20 protein-coding genes are annotated in these 20,792 nt (G+C 64.1%); 11 read left to right on the forward strand and 9 right to left on the reverse strand.

Going from position 1 to position 20,792, the window contains the following annotated elements; genetic code table 11:
- Window positions 1-13: 13 nt before the first annotated feature.
- The 5 genes from ACQP2U_RS06510 to ACQP2U_RS06530 form a co-directional block, all read right to left on the reverse strand.
- Window positions 14-772 carry a thioesterase II family protein gene (locus ACQP2U_RS06510; RefSeq protein ID WP_433713835.1) on the reverse strand — a complete coding sequence of 253 codons (759 nt, stop codon included), beginning with the start codon at window positions 770-772 and terminating at the stop codon, window positions 14-16.
- Window positions 765-1,622 carry a class I SAM-dependent methyltransferase gene (locus ACQP2U_RS06515; RefSeq protein WP_433713836.1) on the reverse strand — a complete coding sequence of 286 codons (858 nt, stop codon included), beginning with the start codon at window positions 1,620-1,622 and terminating at the stop codon, window positions 765-767. The genes ACQP2U_RS06510 and ACQP2U_RS06515 overlap by 8 nt, the downstream gene beginning before the upstream one ends.
- A gap of 89 nt (window positions 1,623-1,711) precedes the next feature.
- Window positions 1,712-2,209 carry a hypothetical protein gene (locus tag ACQP2U_RS06520; RefSeq protein WP_433713837.1) on the reverse strand — a complete coding sequence of 166 codons (498 nt, stop codon included), beginning with the start codon at window positions 2,207-2,209 and terminating at the stop codon, window positions 1,712-1,714.
- On the reverse strand, window positions 2,206-3,294 hold the full coding sequence (locus ACQP2U_RS06525) for a MerR family transcriptional regulator (RefSeq protein ID WP_433713838.1): 1,089 nt from the start codon (window positions 3,292-3,294) through the stop codon (window positions 2,206-2,208). Before ACQP2U_RS06525 ends, ACQP2U_RS06520 begins: the two co-directional genes overlap by 4 nt.
- Before the next feature lie 45 nt (window positions 3,295-3,339).
- Window positions 3,340-4,323, reverse strand: coding sequence for a cation diffusion facilitator family transporter (locus ACQP2U_RS06530; protein ID WP_433713839.1), 984 nt, complete (start codon window positions 4,321-4,323; stop codon window positions 3,340-3,342).
- 302 nt (window positions 4,324-4,625) lie between these two features.
- On the opposite strand from ACQP2U_RS06530, the gene ACQP2U_RS06535 reads away from it, so the two are divergent.
- From ACQP2U_RS06535 to ACQP2U_RS06550, 4 genes are all read left to right on the forward strand, one after another.
- A complete protein-coding gene (locus ACQP2U_RS06535; RefSeq protein WP_433713840.1) occupies window positions 4,626-5,435 on the forward strand; it encodes an SAM-dependent methyltransferase in 810 nt (269 codons plus the stop codon).
- A gap of 24 nt (window positions 5,436-5,459) precedes the next feature.
- Window positions 5,460-6,740: a diguanylate cyclase domain-containing protein gene (locus ACQP2U_RS06540; protein ID WP_433713841.1), complete on the forward strand. Its 1,281-nt coding sequence runs from the start codon at window positions 5,460-5,462 to the stop codon at window positions 6,738-6,740.
- A 19-nt stretch (window positions 6,741-6,759) separates the two neighbouring features.
- The gene (locus ACQP2U_RS06545; RefSeq protein ID WP_433713842.1) at window positions 6,760-7,311 is read left to right on the forward strand and encodes a GNAT family N-acetyltransferase; all 552 of its coding nucleotides are present in this window, start codon (window positions 6,760-6,762) and stop codon (window positions 7,309-7,311) included.
- 175 nt (window positions 7,312-7,486) lie between these two features.
- A complete protein-coding gene (locus ACQP2U_RS06550; protein ID WP_433713843.1) occupies window positions 7,487-7,984 on the forward strand; it encodes a CGNR zinc finger domain-containing protein in 498 nt (165 codons plus the stop codon).
- Between the two features lie 187 nt (window positions 7,985-8,171).
- Here ACQP2U_RS06550 and ACQP2U_RS06555 read toward each other — a convergent pair whose 3' ends face one another.
- The 3 genes from ACQP2U_RS06555 to ACQP2U_RS06565 all read right to left on the reverse strand — a co-directional run bounded on the left by ACQP2U_RS06555 (window position 8,172) and on the right by ACQP2U_RS06565 (window position 11,238).
- Window positions 8,172-8,990, reverse strand: a complete 819-nt coding sequence (locus ACQP2U_RS06555) for a cytochrome P450 (RefSeq protein WP_433713844.1) — start codon at window positions 8,988-8,990, stop codon at window positions 8,172-8,174.
- 462 nt (window positions 8,991-9,452) lie between these two features.
- Complete coding sequence (locus tag ACQP2U_RS06560; protein ID WP_433713845.1) at window positions 9,453-9,935, reverse strand: VOC family protein; 483 nt, start codon at window positions 9,933-9,935, stop codon at window positions 9,453-9,455.
- Between the two features lie 112 nt (window positions 9,936-10,047).
- Window positions 10,048-11,238: a Fic family protein gene (locus tag ACQP2U_RS06565; RefSeq protein WP_433713846.1), complete on the reverse strand. Its 1,191-nt coding sequence runs from the start codon at window positions 11,236-11,238 to the stop codon at window positions 10,048-10,050.
- A gap of 585 nt (window positions 11,239-11,823) precedes the next feature.
- On the opposite strand from ACQP2U_RS06565, the gene ACQP2U_RS06570 reads away from it, so the two are divergent.
- The 7 genes from ACQP2U_RS06570 (at window position 11,824) to ACQP2U_RS06600 (ending at window position 19,334) form a co-directional block, all read left to right on the forward strand.
- Window positions 11,824-12,906, forward strand: coding sequence for a sugar ABC transporter substrate-binding protein (locus ACQP2U_RS06570; protein ID WP_433713847.1), 1,083 nt, complete (start codon window positions 11,824-11,826; stop codon window positions 12,904-12,906).
- Window positions 12,907-12,981: 75 nt separating this feature from the next.
- Complete coding sequence (locus ACQP2U_RS06575) at window positions 12,982-13,752, forward strand: ATP-binding cassette domain-containing protein (protein WP_397035130.1); 771 nt, start codon at window positions 12,982-12,984, stop codon at window positions 13,750-13,752.
- Window positions 13,749-14,990, forward strand: a complete 1,242-nt coding sequence (locus ACQP2U_RS06580) for a sugar ABC transporter permease (protein ID WP_433713848.1) — start codon at window positions 13,749-13,751, stop codon at window positions 14,988-14,990. Before ACQP2U_RS06575 ends, ACQP2U_RS06580 begins: the two co-directional genes overlap by 4 nt.
- A gap of 62 nt (window positions 14,991-15,052) precedes the next feature.
- On the forward strand, window positions 15,053-16,246 hold the full coding sequence (locus ACQP2U_RS06585) for an ROK family protein (RefSeq protein WP_433713849.1): 1,194 nt from the start codon (window positions 15,053-15,055) through the stop codon (window positions 16,244-16,246).
- A 388-nt stretch (window positions 16,247-16,634) separates the two neighbouring features.
- On the forward strand, window positions 16,635-16,979 hold the full coding sequence (locus ACQP2U_RS06590) for an Rv3235 family protein (protein WP_433713850.1): 345 nt from the start codon (window positions 16,635-16,637) through the stop codon (window positions 16,977-16,979).
- A 996-nt stretch (window positions 16,980-17,975) separates the two neighbouring features.
- Entirely contained in the window at window positions 17,976-18,614 is a 639-nt protein-coding gene (locus tag ACQP2U_RS06595) for a class I SAM-dependent methyltransferase (protein ID WP_433713851.1), read from the forward strand.
- A 12-nt stretch (window positions 18,615-18,626) separates the two neighbouring features.
- Window positions 18,627-19,334, forward strand: coding sequence for a haloacid dehalogenase type II (locus tag ACQP2U_RS06600; RefSeq protein WP_433713852.1), 708 nt, complete (start codon window positions 18,627-18,629; stop codon window positions 19,332-19,334).
- A gap of 1 nt (window position 19,335) precedes the next feature.
- Here the strand turns inward: ACQP2U_RS06600 and ACQP2U_RS06605 are convergent, their stop codons facing one another.
- Window positions 19,336-20,190 (reverse strand): class I SAM-dependent methyltransferase, encoded by an 855-nt coding sequence (locus ACQP2U_RS06605; RefSeq protein WP_433713853.1) that lies wholly within the window; start codon window positions 20,188-20,190, stop codon window positions 19,336-19,338.
- Between the last annotated feature and the right edge of the window lie 602 nt (window positions 20,191-20,792).

A 20,792-nucleotide genomic window follows, 5' to 3' on the forward strand; every position in this document is an offset into this window, starting at 1 on the left:
GGTCGTTGCGGCTCTAGTTCGAGAGCGTTCGGGCGCAATGATCGCGAATCAGCTGTCCTATCGGGTGGCGATTCGCATCGATGAAGAAATGACCGCCTGGAAATGATTTCGCGAAGAAGCTTCCAGTGGTGTGCGAGCCCCATACCTCGATTTCCGCGAGACTCGCATCGGGGTCACGGTCGCCGGCAATCGCGACGATAGGGCTGCTGACCATCGCGTCCGCACCGCACTCGTAGGTCTCGATGGCTCGATAGTCGTTCCTGACGATCGACAGGATCAGCTGTCGGAATTCGGGATCCTCGAGCAACGCCGCAGGTGTACCGCCGAACCGCAGTAGCTGCTGACCGAGTTCCCGATCGTTCAGCAGGTGCACCCGTAGCTCGGGCTGCGCTGCCGAAGGCGCGCGCCGACCGGAGGCGAACAGTACCCGAGGGCTCGCTCCCGATTCGTGCTCGATCCGCCGGCATGCCTCGAAAGCGACGACAGACCCCATGCTGTGCCCGAACAAGGAAAAGTCCTCGGCGTCCCCGACTGTTGCTATCAGCCCGGGAAGCAGGCCGTCGACGAGGTCCGGAATATTTCCCACGAGCGGTTCACGTCGTCTGTCCTGTCGCCCCGGATACTGGACAGCGAAAACCTCGTACTCCGGCCCGACGCATTCGGCCAATGGGCCGAACGATATGGCGGAGCCGCCGGCATGCGGAAAACAAATCAGTTTATGAGATTCAGTCGCCGACGCGGGGGACAGGCGACGTAGCCAGCTACTATCCATGGGTTAGCCGCACCACCGAACTCCAAGGCTTCCAGGAGTTTTCGAGCGGCTTGCGTGGATCCGGCTGCGGGAAGAGTGTGGTCGGCTTCATGAACCAGGGCAGCCGGTGGAACCGGTGTGCCGCCGAGGCCAGAGGTTCCACCTCGTCGGCCGTCCAGCCGAGGTCGGCGAAGAAGCCAAGCGGGTCGACCGGACCGAACTGCCAAGGGGCATTGGCCAGCAGTTTGGTGGTGGCTTTACTCATCCGCTTCACAATCGCCTGGTTATTGACATCCAATGCCCACCAAGCGATTTCAGGACGAGCCAGCGCGGCGGCCAAGCTGACGACATCGTCGTCGGAGAGGTAGTAGATCAGCCCCTCGGTGAGCACCAGCGCACGCTGCGCGCCCGCGAGGGCCTCGTCCAGGAACTGTCCCCGCACCTCGGGATCGGCGAGGTCCACCGCCTTGCGGGTGAGCGCGCAGCGCGGCGACTCTCCGTTCAGCAGCTCGTTCTTCTCGGCGACCAACTCGGGGAGATCGGCCTCTATCCAAGGGAATTCGCTGGGCAGATCCAAACGGTACGGGCGGGTATCCATCCCCGCGGCCATATTGACCACCCGATCGCAGCCCTCCGCGATGGTCTTCAGGATCAGGTCGTCGATGAGTTTGGTCCGGGTGACCAGGTTCCAGCCATTGAGCATCAAGCGCGGTGTGTGGGCGGCTATGGCGCGGCCCCTCTCCCCGGCGACTCGGTCGGCGAGGGGATCGTGAAAGAGGGCGTCCGGGCGCGCGGATTCGGTGGCACGGAAGGCGGCCACCCAGCGGGCGGTGTCGGAAACATTGGTAACTAGTTCAGCGGTCTCGGCCACCAGTGCAGTCTTGCACAGCAAACGACACGATGCTCCCGGCTGCGGGCACGGAAAACCGGTACCCATGGCGTTCAGTCCGGCGGTTCCTGCTACCGACGTCCATTCGGAGCGGAGGGACGTCGAACGGTCGTTCGTATGCGAATCGCTTCGGCGACTTCATCAATGGCGGCGCGGATCATTGCCCCGTAACCGTCATCGCCGAGCGCATCCACACACCCGCGCGCCGCGTCGATCTCGCGCCGCGCCGCATCGAATGACCCGAGCCGCCGATAGTTGTCCGCCAGATTCAAATGCAGCGACGGGTAGAAACCCCGCACGTCCAGATTCGCATCGTGGCGGCGTAACCGCTCATCGGTCAGACTGTCGGCCGCGTCCAGCGCCCGAACATCCCAGCAAAGCGCTTGTGCCGCATCGTCATACAGATCCGCGAGATAGTGCGCCAACATGCACCGGTGCAATGGATCACCCTGCGGACCGAGCGCCGCCCATATCCCGAGCAGCGCCTCCCGTGCGACCTCCGGCGAGCCTGTTCGCCCGAGCTCGACCGCCTCTGTGATGGCGGCCATGGTTGCACCAGCGGCATTCATGCGCCGTACTCCTTCGAATTCGTAATGGCAGTCGGCATAACGAGCGTGGTCAACTCACCGTCCGTCGCGGAACGAAAGACCACGGGTGCGTCGGCCGCAACGATATCGACCATGATTTCCGGACCGATCGCACTCACCAATGCGGGACGTAATGTCCTGGGGGAAAAGGCAAGTTCGATACCCGGCCCGGTAACGGTTGCCGGAATGTGCAGGCGCGCAAGTCGCTCGGGATAGCCGGCCGAACTGAGCTGTCCATCGCAGGTCGCAAAGAGCCCGGACTGATCGACGGCGAAGAACACCGACGCCGAACCGGCCGCCTCGAGCACTGCGAGCAACGCATCCCGCCCCGTCACCACCCGCGTCCGAACCGCACCCAGCCCCGCCAACATCGCCCGATAATCCGGAAACGCCGCATCGATGGTGCCGCACCGACGCTCGGAGCTACCATCGGTCAGGACGAGCGCATCGTCCAAAGTACGCACGGTGACCTCATCCGATCCCCGCAGCCAGGAACCGATTCCATCCAACTCAGCCGCATCGGCAACCACCGACCACGCCCCACCACTCGGCCGCACCGGCGCCATCGCCCGCGTCGACAGCCGATACCGATCCGTGGCCGTCAACGTCACCGAATCGGCACCCGACTCCACCAAAATCCCAGCCAGCACCGGTATGTCGCGATCCGAGGCCGCCGCCGACCGCACCTGCTCGATGGCCGCCGCCAACACTGCCGCCGACAACACCACGCCCGCCCCGATCTCCTCCTTGATCACCCGCGCAACCGCGGCCGCCTCCCGAGCCCGCCACTCGAGCTCCGCCACATGCTCGTCGAGCAACCGCTCGGCCCGCGCCCCGTCGGCATTCAAAATCTCCGAAACAACCTCGAGCGGCACCCCGATTCCCCGCAGCCGCCGAATCATCACCCCGCGATCGATCTGCGCGTCGCTGTAGTAGCGATATCCGGTCACCTCATCCACCCGAACCGGAACCAGCAACCCGCAATCGTCATAAAACCGCAGCGCACTGGCCGTTAGCCCACAGGCTCGCGCCAACCCGCCGATCGTGATCAACCCATCGCCTGTCACCCGCTCATCATGGAGTCTCAGGTAGCTCGAAGGTCAAACGGGCGATCAGGACCGATGCACCGGCCCATGTGCTTCAGCGCAGTGCGCATCATCGGCGGAAACCTTCAGGTCCGATGAGTGATCCACCTGCAAAGTCGTATGTTCCAACCCGAATTGGTCGTGCAGCACGGTCTCGATCGTCGAACGAATCGCATGGCAGTCGGCGGCATCGTCGACGAGGACATGCGCCGACAGCGAGGCTTGTCCGGAAGTTATCTGCCAGACGTGCAGGTCGTGGACCTCGCGCACCTGCCGGACCGCGACGATGCGCGCTCCGATGGCATCTGGATTCAGATGGGCTGGCGCGGCCTCGAGGAATATCCGCCCCGATTCCCGAACCAACGACCAGCCCGCCTTGATCATCAATGCCGCCACCACCAGCGCCGCGATTGCATCGGCGCGGGCGAACCCGGCCAGCCACACCACCGCGCCCGCGATGGCGGTCCCGATGAAGGCGTAGAGGTCGTTGAGGATGTGCTGGAATGCGCCCTCGACATTGAGGCTGGTCCGGTTGGCGCGGCTGATGCTCCACGCGGCGGCGATATTCACCACGATCCCGACCAGCGCCGTGAGCAATACCAGCGGCCCTTCGACATCCGGCGGATTGATCAGCCGATTGATGCCCTCGTATACGAACCAGGCCGCGAGCAGCAGCAACGTAATGCCATTGGCCTGCGCCGAAAGGATCTCGACCCGCTTGAACCCGTAGGTATATCGTCCCTGCGCTGGACGTCGAGCCAGCCGGATCGCGATCATCGCGAGCACGATGGAGGCGGCATCGGTGAGCATGTGCGCCGCATCGGAGATCAGTGCGAGCGATTGCGCCAGTAGGCCGACGACCACCTCGGCCACCATGAACGCGACAATCAAGCCGAGTGCGATGGCCAGCCAGCGCGGATTCGAATCCGCCGCCACGCCGTGGTCGTGGCTGTGGCCGTGTTTGTCCGAATGGCCGGAGTGTGCGGGGTCATGCGAGCGGTCATGATCCATGGGTTCAGCCTCGCTGACCACCGCTGCCGACCGCTTCGGCGACACGCACTGCTCGCCCATAGTCGAACGCCCCTTTCGCTTGATATTGCTGGCGTTCGACAGCGTAGCCGATATTGCACTCATGCGCATGTGTGAATATGGCTCACCCGTCGTAGGCCCAGATCAACAGTGGCGAATTCGTGATCATTCGGACCGACCGGCCCGACTACTATGCGGACTGCACCATTCGGTGATCAACAACGCGGTATCCGGCGGTGCGGACCTGGATGGGTTGGTCCGATGGTGAGTGCAGAGGGGATGCGATGGACAGGCCGGCATGGGCGCCCGAAAGCGTCGATATGAAACAGGCGAGCCCGGCACGGATGTATGACGCCTTGCTGGGCGGCTCACACAACTTCGATATCGATCGCAAGGCCGCCGAGGCCGGTAAACAACTGGTGCCCGACCTGCCCCGCCTGGCGCTGAGCAACCGGGCCTTCCTGCGCCGTGCGGTCCGCTTCCTGGCAGACCGCGGGGTGCGGCAGTTCCTCGATATCGGATCGGGCATTCCGACCGCGGGCAATGTGCACGAGGTCGCACAGTCGGTGGATCCGGAGATCCGCGTGCTCTACGCCGATATCGATCCGGTCGCGGTCGCCCACGCCCGCGCGATTCTGGTGGACAACGACAAGGCCGCCGCCATCGAAGCCGACCTGCGCAAGCCCGACACGCTGCTCGCCCGCGTCCGCGCGACCGGCCTCATCGATTTCGAGCAACCGGTCGGGGTGTTGCTGATTGCGGTGCTGCACTTGCTATCCGACGAGGACCGGCCGGTCGAGCAGGTTCGCGCGCTGCATGCGGCCGTCCCCGCCGGAAGCTACGTCGCGATCTCGCACCTGACATCGGAGCTGCGCCCCGAGGATGCGGGCAAGCTCGGTCGCAATGCGGCCGATGTGACCCACGTCGGCATTCACTTCCGCTCGAAGGACGCCATCTCCGCGATGTTCGACGGGTGGGAGTTTGTCGAGCCCGGCGTCGTCGAGCTACCCGCCTGGCGACCGGAATCCGAACGCGACCTATACGAGACGCCGGGCCGATCGCTCGGCCTGGCGGGCGTCGGCCGGAAGGTCTGACCGGAGCCGTGGCAGGGGGTTGGTGTGGGGACGCGTGAGCTGGCAATGCGATGGGCGGATGCGCTCGACGGCGCTGTCGCTCCGATCCTCACCCGAAGCCAAATCGAAACTCTCCTAGCCGAACTCGCCGATGTGCTGGTCGCGGCCCTGCGTGGGGTGCGGGAGATCACGGTTGCCCAGGACGCCGCCGCGGTGCTCGTCGCGGCCAACTATCGTGATCAGATCGCTGTCAGCCGTTCGGTTCTGGTTATCTGCCGGGATATGGTTCGTGAAATCTGCCCAATCGGAACCGAATCCGATTACCTGGTAGTTCGCGAGCGTGCAATAGTTGTCGCTGCCGAGTTCGCCGCTGGCTTCACCTCAGCGCTGCGGAACGCGGCGTTAGGGGAGCAGGAAACCACACTCGCAGCGGCGTTTTCGGCCGCGCAGGAGGCCGAGGTGCGAAGGCAGTTGTCGGAGGCCAGGTTCGAAGCGGTCTTCGCGGGAGCGTCGGTGGGGATCGGGACGGTCGACGTCACCGGTCGGGTACTGGAGGTGAACGCGGCCATGGCCGATATGCTCGGACTACCCGCGGCGATGATGCCCGGTCGGTCGGTCGCGGAATTGCTCGGTCCCGCGAATATCGGTGACGCATACGCAAATTTGGAGCACCTGCTCAGCGGTCGGACGGACAGATTTCGCCTCGAAACCGACCATCTCCGCCGCGACGGCACCATCACCAGCATCGACCTGTCCATGTCCGCGGTCCGCGACAGCAGTGGGCAGGTCCGCTTCCTGATCGGTGTCGCCGTCGACGTCACCGAACGCAAACAACTGGCCGACCGGCTGTGGCACGATGCCAACCACGACAGCCTGACCGGCTTACCCAACCGCGTCCTGTTCTTCAATCGACTGGCCAATGCCATTCCGCCAGTTGGTGTTTGCTATCTGGACCTCGACGGGTTCAAAGAAGTGAACGATGTGTGGGGGCATACGGTAGGGGATCGGGTGCTGCGCGACGTCGCCCATCGACTTCGGGCATCCGTCGAACCCGTTGGCGGATTGGTCGCGCGAATCGGCGGCGACGAGTTCATCGTGCTCGTCGAGAAGTGCACTGGCACAGAGCAATTGGAGACAATTTCCACGCTTTTGCGCGACAGCCTCGCCACGCCGATGCAGGTGTCCGGACGGCCCGTGGTCGTAGGCGCGAGCATCGGAATGGTTTTCGCCGAAGACCGCCCCACCGACATCGATGAAATGATGCACGCCGTCGACACCGCGATGTACCGCGACAAAGCCACGGGAGGGCGCCGGGTCCGGCATTAGCTACCACGGAAGGTCAACGATGTTCGCGATATCCCTCGGCGCGGACGGCGCCGAACTGGCACCGCTCGAACCGCGGCATGCCGCGGAGTTCCTGGAACACATGGACCGGGGGCGGGACTCCATCGGGCAATACATCAAAGTTGCCGACGCCGTAACGGATCTAGAATCGAGCCGCACCTACCTGCGCGAATATGCGGAGAAAGCGGTGGCCGACACCGGCCGGATCCTTGGGATCCGGCTGGACGGCGAGTTGGTCGGCAGCGTCCTGTTCCGGACGATGGATCTCGCGCTCGGCGTCGCCGAGGCGGGCTGTTGGCTCGAGCCCTCGGCCGCGGGCCGTGGCTTGGCCACACGGGCCGCCCGGGTGATCATCGACTGGGCAATCCAGGAGCGCGGCATCCACCGCGTGGAGTGGTTGGTGGCGTCGCCGAATCGCGCCAGCATCGCGGTGGCGCGGCGGTTGGGAATGACCAAAGACGGTGTGCTGCGGGAGTTTTACCCACATCGGGGACAGCGCCTCGATGTGGAGGTCTGGTCAGTGCTGGCCCCCGCGTGGCGGGCGGGCAGCTAGGCCCATCGTGCTGGTCCCCGCCAGTGCGACCACCGACCCGTTCTCACTGATCAGCCACCGCCCGCAGATGCAGCGCAGGTAGCTGATCGCGCCGTGCGACGACACGAGGGTAGGGGACGACCAGAAGCAAGACGGGCAGGTAGCGATCATGCATCCAGCCTGATGTAATGACTTAGTGCATTTCAACCCTTACGGAGGCGCGGCGGCCGAACTCGCCGTACGCCTGGTCAACGCGCACCCGCGGCACGACCTGCTGCAGTTGCTCGCCGATTCCGGATACAAGCCACTCGGCACCCTCAACGCCCGCCAGACCACCGAACTGCGCCGCTGGATAGTGCGGCTCGGCGAGGTCTTCACCGAACCGAGCGTCGACCTGCTCAACGCCTTACTGGCCGAGACCACCAGCCAGCCCTACATCTCCACCCACGACGGCCGCGCGCCCCACTTGCACTACGCCCGCGAGGAGGCCCCGATCGACGAGCGCGTCAAGGCGTATACCGCCGCCGGGCTCGCGGAGCTCTTCTGTGAGGATCCCGGCCGCATCGGGCGCTGCGCTCGCGAGGGATGCGGTTCGGTTTTCGTCGATACGTCACGCAATGGTCGACGTCGGTTCTGCTCGACGCGGTGTTCGAATCGGGTTCATGTCGCGGAACATCGGGCCCGGTCGGTGTGAAAGTTCCAGCGCTGGACGCTGATTCACGCATTCCAGCGATGCAGTTTCTGATCTCGCAGTGGCTGTTCCGGACACGACAGCTTGATGCGGCCACGGATGCTTCGCTGCCCAGTGCGCCCCGCTCGCCAGCGGTAAGTACGGTCGCGATGAGATCGTCCACGGCACTGGTCCAGACAGCTCCGCGTCGTCAATCCCGAAGCCGCACAGGCAACTCGACCAGCCCATGCGAGCGCCAAGACGCGCGATACTCCAACTCGGGCTCCGGAATCGCCAGCCGCGCTCGCGGAAACCTTTTGAACAACCCCGGTACGACGGCATCGACGATCATGTCGCTGACCTGCGCGCCCAAGCAATAGTGCGGCCCACGCCCGAACATCAGGGTTGGCCGCCCTGCGCGGGCAGGATCCGAATCCGCCCCGAACAGCGACAGCAACACGGTGTCGCCCTTGGGAATCGAGCGGCCGCCGATCATCAGATCCTCTACCGCGAACCGCCGAATCGCGAACGGCAGGGGATTGGCAGCCGCCATGGTATCCGCCCGCCGCGCCGACCAGATCGCCAACGGATCATCCGTTCCAAGCAGTGCGGCAAATATGTTGCCGCACAAATGAACCGCGTTCTCGAGACCCGCCAACATCATCAAAAATGCCAGCGAAACCAACTCATCCTCGGACAACAGATCCGCGTCATCCCGAGCCCGCACCCACCCACTGATCAGATCATCCCCCGGCTCATCCCGCTTGGCGCGCACCACCCTCGTGAACGTCCCCGCCAGCCACTCGACCGCCTCCGCCAGCCGAACCGCGGACTCCTTCGACGAGGCATCGAACGTCACCATCGCAGTAGCGGCATCCCGCAAATCGCCATACCGATCAGCGGGCACACCGAGCAACTCACCGATCACAAGCGCGGGCACCGGAACACAGAGCTGCTGCAACAGATCGACTGTGCCACCCGCCTTTTCGTCCAACTTCTGGAACGTGGCCGCACTGATCCGCTGAACCATCTTCCGAAGCGAATCGGATGACCTCCGCGAAAACGCAGGAGCCGCAAGCCGCCGCAGCCGCCCATGCTCGGACCCATCCGAATTCAGCAGATTCCGATCCAACACCGGCGGCAACGAAAACCCCGAATACCCACCCCCCGAATACCGCTTATCCACACTCAGCCGCGCATCCCCCAGCAGCCCCGCCACCTCGTCGTACCCACTGACCACCCAAACAGGTTGCCCGCCAGGAAGTTCCCTCCGAACCACCCCTCGCCACTCGCCATGCTCCCGCCACCGAGCTCGACCAGAGGTCCCAACCGAACACTTATCCACCACGTGTCCTCCCTACCACCTGTTCGACGATATTGCGTCGGACAAGCCTGGAACGTCCCCCGTCTCCGGCTATGTCACCAGGCGATTCTCCGCCGGTAATTTTGATCGTCTGTGCAGCGGCGAGTTCGGTCCCTGCCCGATCGCTGATTACGGATCGCTGCCGAGGCGCGGCTCCCGGTATCCGCTCGGCGTGCCATCGGGGCCGAATTCCAGTCCGGCGAAGCCGGTGGGGTAGTCATCGGGTTCGTAGAGGAAACGGATCACCGTGCCGTCCGGGTCGCTGATGTCGAGTGCCGCGCCGTACGGACCGCGGTCGTGGATCTCGCTATGTGATGCGCCTAGGCGGTCGGCACGTTCGATCAGCTTCGTGAAGGAGACGAGTGAGTCGACTCGGAGGGCGAAGGCGTCGAAGTCGTTCAAGTGGGGGCGACTGGCGCAGTAGAGGCGTTCACGTAACGCTATGTGCAGGTCGGCATTCGGCTCGAGGAGGACGACACCACGCACGGCGCCGTTCTCGAAGAACTCGAAGGCGGGTACCAGATCTAGGAGTTCCCGGTACCAGGCGACGCTCTTCTCGAGGTCGGTCACGGGCAGCTTCACTTGGCGGATCTTGGTGATTCCGATGGTCATCGGTGGTGTCCTCCGCGTCGGCATCGAATGGAATTACGCTACTCGCCGACGCGGCGCGCGATGTATCTGTTCGCGCCACAGTGTTCGGGCCGCGTGTCGGCACTGCCGATGATCACCGATGCTCAGCAGTGCGTTTGCCGATGGCGGCGTTGAGGGCGTCGAGTTCGGCCAGCACGTCCGTCGCGGCCCAAATCCGATCCCGCTTGCCGGCCGACAGGACTTCCAGAATGCCGACCTCGGTCAGGCGGGCCAGTGCCTTGTAGGCATTGGTGTCGGTGGTGCCGGTGATCTGTTGTGCGGTGTCCGCGTTGAAGATCGGAGTGTCGAGTAGAGCGGCGATGAGCGACTCGTCTGCCGAATTCGCTCTCGGGCGTGCGACCGCGCGCCAGTGCGCAGGCAGTTCGGCCAGCGCTCGGGCGGAATCTGCTGCAGCTTCGCTGGAATGGATCGCGGCGATGGCGACGTACTCGACGAATTCGTCCGCGCGCCCCTCTCGATAACCGGTCAGTTGTGCGAAGTAGCGCCCGGTGTCGGCAAGCATGACCGACGCAAGGGGGACCGTGACCCGCTGGGTCAGGCCGCGGCGGCGCAGGATGGCGCTGATGAGCGCGCGGCCGATGCGGCCGTTGCCGTCGGTGTACGGATGGATGGATTCGAATTGTGCGTGCGCGATCGCGGCTTGCGCGAGGATCGGCAGGTCGGTGCGGTTGGCGAATACCAGAAGGTCATCCATTAATTCGGATACGAGTTCTGGCGGTGGCGGGACATACAGCGCGTCGATCGGCGTGTAGTCGCTGCCGCCGATCCAGTTCTGCACATCACGGAAATGCCCTGCGTCGCGGGCGCTGTAGTAGTCGGGCGCCATCAGCAGCCGGTGCGCGGCGAGGAGGCTGTCGAGGGTGATCGGTCCGGTCCCGGCGGCATTGACCATGGCGATCAGCGCCTTGACCGCTGCCAACTGTGACTTCGCTTCGTCACTCGCCTTGCCTCCGGCGAGTGCTTTGCCGAAGGCCCGCCAACCGGCATCGATGTGCTCGATCTTCGAAGATGCGACGGACTCGCTGCGCAGCAGGAAATCAGCTAAGGGAGCGAGATGTTCTCCGAAGCCGGCCTCGAGGCGGGCGATAGCGATCACCGCGGCTTCATGGGTGCGGGCGACAGCGCCTATGGTGTCGTACTGCAGGTCGGCGATCGGAGCCGGAATCGATACCGTAATGCGATCGAGGGTGCGGTCAGCCCGTGAACCCTGCCGCTGGCGGGGATTCCAGGCGCGCTCCTCTTGTCGGTGCTGGGGCCACCTCATGGCGCTCCTTATGGCCATTAAACGTCGATATATAAAATCTTACCATTGTTTGTAATATTAAGCGATGGTAAGGATGGTGTAGTCATCGTTTGAGGCGGCCTTGCTGATCAGTTGCTGGGCCCGCGTTGCGGCACGGCTTGGGCAAACGCGTCCGCATTCGGCGTGACGCGTGGCCAATTCCGCGTCCCAACGGCAGCCCTGTGCACTCGAACGCTTCCCTGAAGTAATGAAGTAGCGCTCCCGCCGCCAGCGGCATGCCTTCGAAGCGTCAGCCGCGTGCGCGGAGGAACGCCGCGACAGTGTGGTCGACCCGACCGGTGACGCTGGCCCTAGCGCAATGAGATACAGCGGTTTCTGCCCGACCTTGGGATTGCTGGTCGCTGCGAGCGGGTCTCGCGGCGGTGGTGCATGGGGCGCTGCGCCGAAGCGTGGCCCGCCGAAACCCGATTGTTATCGCAAACAACAAATATCTTTGCGAAACGGCTGTGCTTCGGGTCACAGTGCAATATGTTGTGTCGAACAACATTCGCTCTTGCTCGACTGCCCGGTCTGATCGGGCGGTGGTTCGACGAAAGGCTCACCCTCATGCGTAAGGGGATCCTCGGCATTGCGGCCGTATCGGTCGCGCTTCTCACCTCGCTCACTGCCTGCGGGGACGACAACAAGGACTCCGGGGGTGGGGGCGCCAAGATCGGGGTGATCCTGCCGGACAGTAAGACGTCGGCCCGGTGGGAGACCGCCGATCGGAAGTATCTGCAGGCGGCGTTCGACGCGGCGGGGATCAAGGCGGATATCCAGAATGCGCAGGGGGATAAGAATGCCTTCCAGACCATCGCGGATCAGATGATCACCAATGGCGCCTCGGTGCTCATGATCACCAACCTCGACAGCGGGACCGGCAAGGCGGTGATCCAGAAGGCGAAGTCGCAGGGTGTGACCGTAATCGATTACGACAGATTGACTCTCGGTGGCGGGGCACCGTTCTATGTGTCGTTCGACAATGTCAAGGTCGGCAAGTTGATGGGCGACGGGCTGGCCAAGTGCCTCACCGATAAGAAGGCGGTCAATCCGATCGTCGCGTATCTGAATGGTGGCCCGACCGATAACAACGCGACGCTGTTCAAGAACGGCTACGACAGCGTGCTGAAGCCGAAGTTCGACTCCGGTGAGTATGCGAAGGGGCCGGATCAGGCGGTGCCGGAGTGGGATAACACCAAAGCGGGCACCATTTTCGAGCAAATGCTTACCGGCACACCGAACCTCGGCGGCGTGGTCGCGGCCAACGACGGGCTCGGCAACGCCGCGATCGCGGTACTGAAGAAGCAGAAGCTGAACGGCCAGATCCCGGTGACCGGCCAGGATGCCACGGTCCAAGGCCTGCAGAACGTGCTCGCGGGCGATCAGTGCATGACCGTCTACAAGGCCATTGAGTTGGAGGCCGATGCGGGCGCGAAGTTGGCGATCGCACTCGCGAAGGGCGAGAAGGGCGAGGCGAACAGCAGCGTCGACGATCCCGAAGCCAAGGCGAAGGTGCCTGCGGTGCTGCTGGAACCGAAGGCGATCTTCAAGGAGAACGTGAACGACGTCGTCGCGGACGGCTATGTCACCAAGGCCGAGCTGTGCACCGGCGAATTCGCCAAGCTCTGCGCGGATAACGGGGTCCGCTGATCGTGTTACCTCGCCCCTTCCGCGATTCGATGAGGGGACCGCGGAAGGGGCGCCCCAACTTGAGGAGCTGCACCCATGCCGGATAACCCGGTCATCGAATTACGCGGGATAGACAAGAGTTTCGGTCCCGTCCATGTCTTGCACGAGGTCGCGTTCTCCGCATACTCGGGTGAGGTGACGGCGCTGGTCGGCGATAACGGCGCGGGCAAGTCCACCCTGGTCAAGTGCATCGGCGGCACCCATCCGATCGATTCGGGTGAATTCCTGTTCGAGGGCAAGCCGGTGCGGGTGCACAGTCCGCGCGACGCCGCCGATCTCGGGATCGAGATCGTTTATCAGGATCTCGCGCTCTGCGACAACCTCGACATCGTGCAGAACATGTTCCTCGGCCGGGAGAAGAAACACGGCCTGGTCCTCGACGAATACGGGATGGAGGAGCTGGCCGGAAAGACGTTGGCGGGCTTATCGGTTCGGACGGTCAAGTCGGTACGACAGCGGGTCGCCAGTTTGTCCGGCGGTCAGCGTCAGACGGTCGCGATCGCGAAAGCCGTGCTGTGGAATAGCAAAGTGGTGATTCTGGACGAGCCAACGGCCGCGCTGGGTGTCGCGCAGACGCAGCAGGTGCTCGAGTTGGTTCGTCGACTTGCCGATAAAGGCCTTGCGGTAGTGCTGATTTCGCACAATATGAACGATGTTTTCGCGGTCTCTGATCGGATCGCCGCGCTGTATCTCGGACGGATGGCGGCGCAGGTACCTACCGCCGACGTGACGCACGCGCAAGTCGTCGAATTGATCACCGCAGGGCGCAGCGGAAGTCTCGGCCTCGGAAATGGAGCAAGTGTATGAGCGCCGCGGTTACGGATAAGTTCGAGGCCACGTCCTCGCCGGTGACCGAGCTGGTCAACTCGTATGTCGGACGGGTACGCAGCGGGAATATGGGCGCGCTGCCATCGATTATCGCGCTTGCGGTGCTGTCGGTGGTGTTCTGGATCGCGCGGCCGGTATTCATGACGCAGGGCAATTTCGCGAATCTCCTGACCCAGGGCGCGGCCATTGCGGTGATCGCCATGGGACTGATCTTCGTATTGCTACTCGGTGAGATCGATCTGTCGGCCGGATTCGCCAGCGGTGTGTGTGCTGCGGTGCTCGCGGTATTGCTCACCGATAAGGGATGGCCTTGGTATGCAGCGGTTCTAGTTTCGCTGCTCACCGGGGTTGCGATCGGGCTGACCATCGGCACGATCGTGGTGAAGATCGGAATCCCTTCGTTCGTGGTGACACTGGCGGCGTTCCTGGCTTTGCAAGGTGTCGCGCTGAAGATCATGGATAACGGGCGCAATATCTCGATCCACGATGAGACGATCGTCGCGATCGCCAATAAGAATGTGCCGCCTTGGCTCGGCTGGATCATGTACGTGGTGCTGCTGGCCGGCTTCGCGGTAATCCAATACCGAAAGTTGCGGGCGCGCACCAAGCTTGGGCTCACCGGTGAGACCGCGCCGGTGATCGCACTGCGGATCGTGGCGGTCGCCGTGGTCGCGGGTGCGGCGGTGCTGATCCTCAATGAGGAGCGCAGCCGCAACCCTGCGATCAACTCGCTCGAGGGCATGCCGATCGTGGTTCCGTTGATCGTTGCGCTACTGCTGCTGTGGACGTTCGTACTCAACCGCACCTCCTTCGGTCGACATATCTACGCGGTTGGTGGCAGTGCCGAAGCGGCTCGGCGAGCTGGCATTCCGGTCGATCGGATCAAAATCAGTGCCTTCGTACTGTGTTCCACAATGGCGGCGGTGGGTGGGCTGATCGCGGCATCGCGGGCCAACTCCGTCGATCCGAATACCGGCGGCAGCGATGTGTTGCTGACCGCTGTCGGAGCGGCCGTGATCGGTGGTACGAGTCTGTTCGGCGGGCGCGGTCGGATGCTCGACGCGGTGCTCGGTGCGGCGGTGGTCGCGGTGATCAATAACGGAATGGGCCTGATGGGCTACAGCGCGGGCACAAAATTCGTTGTGACAGGATTCGTTCTGTTGTTGGCAGCGGGAGTGGATGCACTGTCGCGCAAGCGTGCGTTGCCAGGAAGTTGACCAACTGATTATTTCGAGCGACCTGCAAGCAGTCGCTAGCGACCGGGAGGAGGTTCGCCCGAATGAGAGCTGCACCTTCCCCGGACGAGATCCGGCGGCAGAATCTCGCCGTGCTGCTGCGGCATGTCCATTCGAGCGGACCCATGTCGCGGACGACGCTCGCCGAGCGGATGGGGCTCAATCGCAGCACCATTCTGGCGCTGACCGCCGACCTCGCCGCGGCCGGTCTGATCAGCGAGGAGTTGCCGGGGCAGACAGGGAAGGCGGGGCGGCCGTCGCTGGTAGTGCGGCCGGAATCGGAGCGGGTTTATGGGGTGGCGCTGGATGTCGGGGCGGATCGGCTCGCGGTGGCTCGGGTCGGTTTGGGGGGCGTGATTCTCGATCGGCGGGAGACGCGCCGTCCCAGTGGCGCGTTCGATCCGCACGATGTGATCGGCGCGTTGGTGGACCTCGCGGAGAACATGATTCGCGGATCCGGGCCCGAGACCGTATGTGTGGGTGTGGGGGTCGCGTTCTGCGGGATGGTGCGTGAGCAGGACGGGGTCGTACGGTACGGGCCGAATATCGGGTGGGTGGATGTGCCGGTCGGGGCGCTGCTTTCGGAGCGTCTCGGGTTGCGCGTCGTGGTTGGTAATAATGCCAACCTCGGTGCCCTTGCCGAACGGGAGCGCGGTGTCGGCGTCGGGGTCGCGGACATGATCTATCTGCATGGCGAGGTCGGTATCGGGGGCGGAATCATCATGGGCGGCAAGCTGCTCGGCGGTGAGGGTGGTTATGGGGGCGAGGTCGGGCACATGATCGTCAATCCGGGTGGGCGGGCGTGTACCTGCGGGTCGCATGGCTGTTTGGAGGCTGAGGCGGGCGAGCTCGCGTTGATTGCGGCCGCCCGGCGGACGGATCTCACCGGGCGTGCGGCGGTGGAGGCGATCGTGGATGCTGCCGCGCGCGGGGATGCCACGGCCCGAGATGCCTTGCACCAGGTTGGGGATTGGCTCGGGTACGGCGTCGCCAACCTGGTCAATATCTTCAATCCGACGATGGTCGTGTTCGGTGGCGTGCTCCGCGAGATCTATCTTGCTTCCGCGGCGCAGGTCCGCAGCAGACTCGCAGTGAATGGCCTACTCGCAGTACGCGAGCGGGTCCGCCTGCGCACCTCGGCCCTAGCCGACGACGCCCCCCTGATCGGCGCCGCCGAACTAGCCTTCGCCGACGTCCTAACCGACCCCCTCCAAACCCTAGCCCGCATCTCCCCCTGACTCGTATCAAGATCAAGTGGAAACTGTGCAGGCATCGGCCGAGAAGCCTCCGCTACCAATGCCACCTGATCTTGATCGTGCGTTGCGGCGGAGCGGTCGCTTGGGTGGTTTACCTGGGGTGATATTCGTGGAATGCTGGCGGGGTCCGAGCTTGGGGGTGTTAGTTCGAATTCAATGGGGGTGTTGTATGGAGAGGCATTCGTCGGGGCTTTCGTATGCGCCGAGGACCGAGCCGCCGTTGTTGCCGTACCGTCCGGCTGGGAGCCGCGCGGAATTCGATGATCCGCCGCGTGCGTCGCCTTGCCGTACGCCATTACCGCGGAATGATCAGACTGGACGATCCGGTCCGCCGGGTGTGCGGCGGGCGATCAGTGCCGGGCATGCAGAGTTGCCTCCGGTCGTCGAATTGGATTCGACGGCACAGCAGTTCATCGAACGAGCGCTGCGGTTGGCACTCGAGATACTCGACCACCGCCGCCCTGTCGCCCAACTCACCAGGATGGCCACGCCCGCCGTGGTCTCCGCGGTGCGGACCATAGTCCGAGCCGACCTCGCACCAGGCCGCACGCTCGGCGTTGCCGTGCTATACCGCGCGAGCCTCATGATGGTCGACGCCTCGACCGCGGAAGTCTTCGCCTCCTACGACCGCGGCCGCCAACACTTCGCCATCGCCGCCCGCATCGCCCGCACCCGTTCATCGGACTGGCGGCTCACTGTTTTTCGGGTGCGGTGAATGTGACACGCGGTCGTCACGGTGTGCGGCGTGGCGACTGCGCGTCGTGGGCGTGCGGTGAATCCGACGCGCGCTCAGGTGGTCTGCTGTGCGGGCCTTGCCGCACAGCCGACGTTGTGGATGTCTGTCCGCGCCGGCGCGACTGCGTGGCGGTGGTGCTGGCTCGCCGTTTTCGAGTGCGGTGAATCCGATGCGCGGCCGTCACGGTGTGGGCCGTGGCGGTGAATCCGGCGCACGCTCAGCCGGTCGGCTGTGCGGGCCTTGCCGCACAGCCGACGTTGTGGATGTCTGTGGTGTCTACGCCGGGGCGACTGCGCGGCGGTGGTACTGGTTCGCTGTTTGCGGGTGCGGGAATGTGATGCATGGTCGTCACACTGTGGGCCGTGGCGGTTGGCGTCGTGTGTGCGGTGAATCGACGGGGGTCGGCTTGGCGCAGACCTCGGTCTCACCAACCTGGCCCGGTCTGTGCCCGGCCCGACTGTGCTGTCCGCGCCTGTGGTGATAGCGCGAGCGGCGGTGATGACGCAACCGGAGCCGCCGCAACCGTCGAGCTCTACTGGACAGCGGCTGTAGCGCATCAGGGCGCCCGCACCAATCGGCGGGAGCCGTCGGCGCTGTCGGGAGCTGTCGGTCTTCCGTCACGCAACTGCTGGAACTGCCCCAGCTTGTCGCCGTGGTGTTGCCGGAATCGGCGATGCGGGCGGCCTTCTGGTAGAGACCGCGCGCAGCTTCGAGTGAGCGCTGGAAAAGATGCGGTCCTGTTCAAGCCCTACCAGTGTGCATAAACCGGCCCACACCCAGTTGTCGAATGTGTGAGCGGTGGATACTCGGCGACTCCGGTCGCGGCGTGCCGCCACGACGATCACACCGCTGGTCGGGCATCGTGTTGCGCAGTGGTTGTGGCGTTCTCCGCCCGTGGGCGTCGCCGTGGATGCGGACTGCGGCAGTCCACCTTCACGGCAGGCGCGGGGTTCGGGTCCGAACTACGCTGGCTGGATGATCGGCGCGCGACACAGTTACGACCTGGTGGCCGAGCGTTATGCCGATGAACTCGGCGATGAGTTGCGGGGGAAGCCGTTGGATCGGGGGCTGTTGCAGGTGGTCGCCGAACTCGCCAACGAAGGTGTGGTTGCGGATATCGGTTGTGGGCCTGGGCATATCACCGCGTATCTTGCGGGTCGTGGGGCGCGGGTGATTGGGATGGATCTTTCGCCCGCGATGTGCGGGGTGGCGCGGCAGGCTAATTCGGTGGCGGTTGGTGCGGGCGATATGACTGCGCTGCCGGTTCGGGCGGAATCGTTGACGGGGTTGGTTTGTCTGTATGCGGTGATTCATTTGGATGAGCGGCAGCGTGCGGCGGCCTATGCGGAGTTCGCGCGGGTGTTGCGGCCGGGTGGTCACGCGCTCATCGCATTCCACACCAGCGATGCGGACATTCCGGTTGGCGGAACCAAGACGCTGACGGATTGGTGGGGCCACCAGGTTGACCTCACCTTTCATTACCTGGACCCGGCGAAGGAATCCGAGGCCTTGGCGAGGACTGGTCTGGTCTTGGAGGCGCGCCTGGACCGTGAACCGCATCCGGACACCGAACATCCGAGTCGGCGCAGCTACCTGATCGTCCGGCGCGCGTAGGAAGTGTGAAAGGTGCGAATTGTGTTGCGAGCATTGCTTTTCGATGTACAGGGTACGGCGACGGACTTTCATTCGACCGTCTGCGCCGAAGCGCGACGCATCGGTGGTACTCGATACCGCCACATCGATTGGCCCGGTTTCGTAGACCACTGGCGTGCTGAGTACTTCGCCATTCTGCGGAAGGCGAAGCCCGCCCGAGACAACTGGGTCACCGTGCATTCGGTCTACGCCAACGCGCTGGACGGCCTATTGGGTGACTACGGCATCGACCTATTGCCCGACCAACGCGCCGATCTCACCCTCGCCTGGCAGCGACTCGAACCCTGGCCCGATGTCGTCGCCGGATTGAAGAGGCTCGCAAGCAAATTCACGATCGCGACATTGTCGAACGCCGATGTCGCCGCAGTGGTGAATATGTCGAAGCGCGCCGCACTGCCATGGGATGCGGTGTTCACCGCCGAGATGGCGGGCGCGTTCAAGCCCGACCCCACGGTGTATCGCATGGCCGCCCGGTATCTGGGACTGGAGCCGTCCGAGATCATGATGGTCGCCAGCCACAAGTACGACATTCAGGCGGCGGGCGCACTGGGCTTCCGCACTGCCTTCGTCGCACGTCCGCTCGAGTTCGGCAAAGGTGGTGACGTGGACGTTTCCTTCGACGAAGATTTCGACATCAACGCCACCGACTTCCTCGATCTCGCAGACCAACTCGGCTGCTGATCTACCCGGTACGCATGGCACACAGCACATGTGGTGCAACGGCGGAAACCTTTAACGGCGCGACACCGAGGTAGCCGCTGATGAGGTGCGGTGCGGCGCGGTCGTCTATCTGATCGAATCCCTTGTCCCGCAGGAGTTTCGCGACCTCATCGGCAGTAAAGAAGCTCAGCCAGGGCTCGCCTATCGACGCCACCAGATCGGCTCGCGCGGTGCGCTGGTCCATCTCCTCGGACGTGGATGCCGAAGCGGGATAGAGGTAGTCGAATACCATCCGCACCGGTGTCGCTTGGCCCGCGACGAACCGTAGGGTGTCCAGGATCGTGTCCCGGGTCAGGTACATGATGACGCCGAGCCAGACGAATACGGCCGGTCGAGTCCGATCGAATCCGGCGGCAGCCAATCCGGCTGCGAGTGTTTGGCTTTCGAAGTCGACGGGGGCGAAGGTCAATGACGCCGGAAGTTCGATGCCCGCCGCATCGAGCCGCTGGCGCTTCCACTCCTGGGTATCGGGGTGATCGACCTCGAGTACCCGCACATCCGGGTGCGGGTTGCGATAGGCGAAGGTATCCAGTCCGGCACCGAGAATCACCACCTGTCGGGTGCCCGTCGCCACCGCGTCGGCGACGGTGTCCTCGGCGAAGCGCGCGCGGGCGGCCAGGAACAGGCGGCGTCGGCGGCGCATATCGGAGTCGTCCTGAAATGTCGCGGTCTCCAGATCGACCAGTTGATCCGGTGTGACGCCCGCGATTCGCACGGCCAGCGGATCGGTGAAGATGCGTGGCTCTCTCGCGGTCTGGTGGTAAGCGCGCGCGTAGGCGGTGGCCAGGGCGGTGCGACTTGGCTGACCGAGTTGCATACTCCGAACCTACGTGGGCGCTGCCCGGCGCGCTATTCCTCGGTGACGATCAGCGAGGTGGCGATGGGGCGAGTACCTCGACCAGTTGGGTGATCGGCGGGCGCGGGTCGGCCAGGACCCATTCGTGCGCGACGCCGATGAGTGCGCTTGCCGCCGGGTTATCAGGAAGCGCTGCCGTCGTTCGGCCTTCCGCGCGGCCGACCTACTGCCTGCTCTCGATCACAGGCAGCACGGTATCCGAGCAGCCGCAGCGGACTGCTCGATGTGCTACGACGACTCGGTCAGCCCAGGATGAAGGATCTGCCCAGCACATCCTGTGCGCCATAGAAGAGCAAGAAGGCGTAATACAGAACCGTCGAGACCGGTTCATTGAGCACGTGCATGTTTCCTCGGAGCTTCCCCAGCAAGCTGTCCGGCACCAACCGGCCGGTTCGGTGAACCGAAAGTTACGGCATCTTCGGCCGCTCGGCACATCGAGTCGGCAAATCGGGTCCATTTCTGCCCATTACTGCGACCGCTATTGCGCCGCACATCACGTCTGTGCCATAGCCCCCGGCAGGTGAGACGGAGTGGGCCTCACAGTATGCGAAAGGGCTGGAGTT

Origin of the sequence: Nocardia sp. CA-084685 (assembly GCF_050955785.1) — a bacterium.
Lineage (GTDB): Bacteria > Actinomycetota > Actinomycetes > Mycobacteriales > Mycobacteriaceae > Nocardia.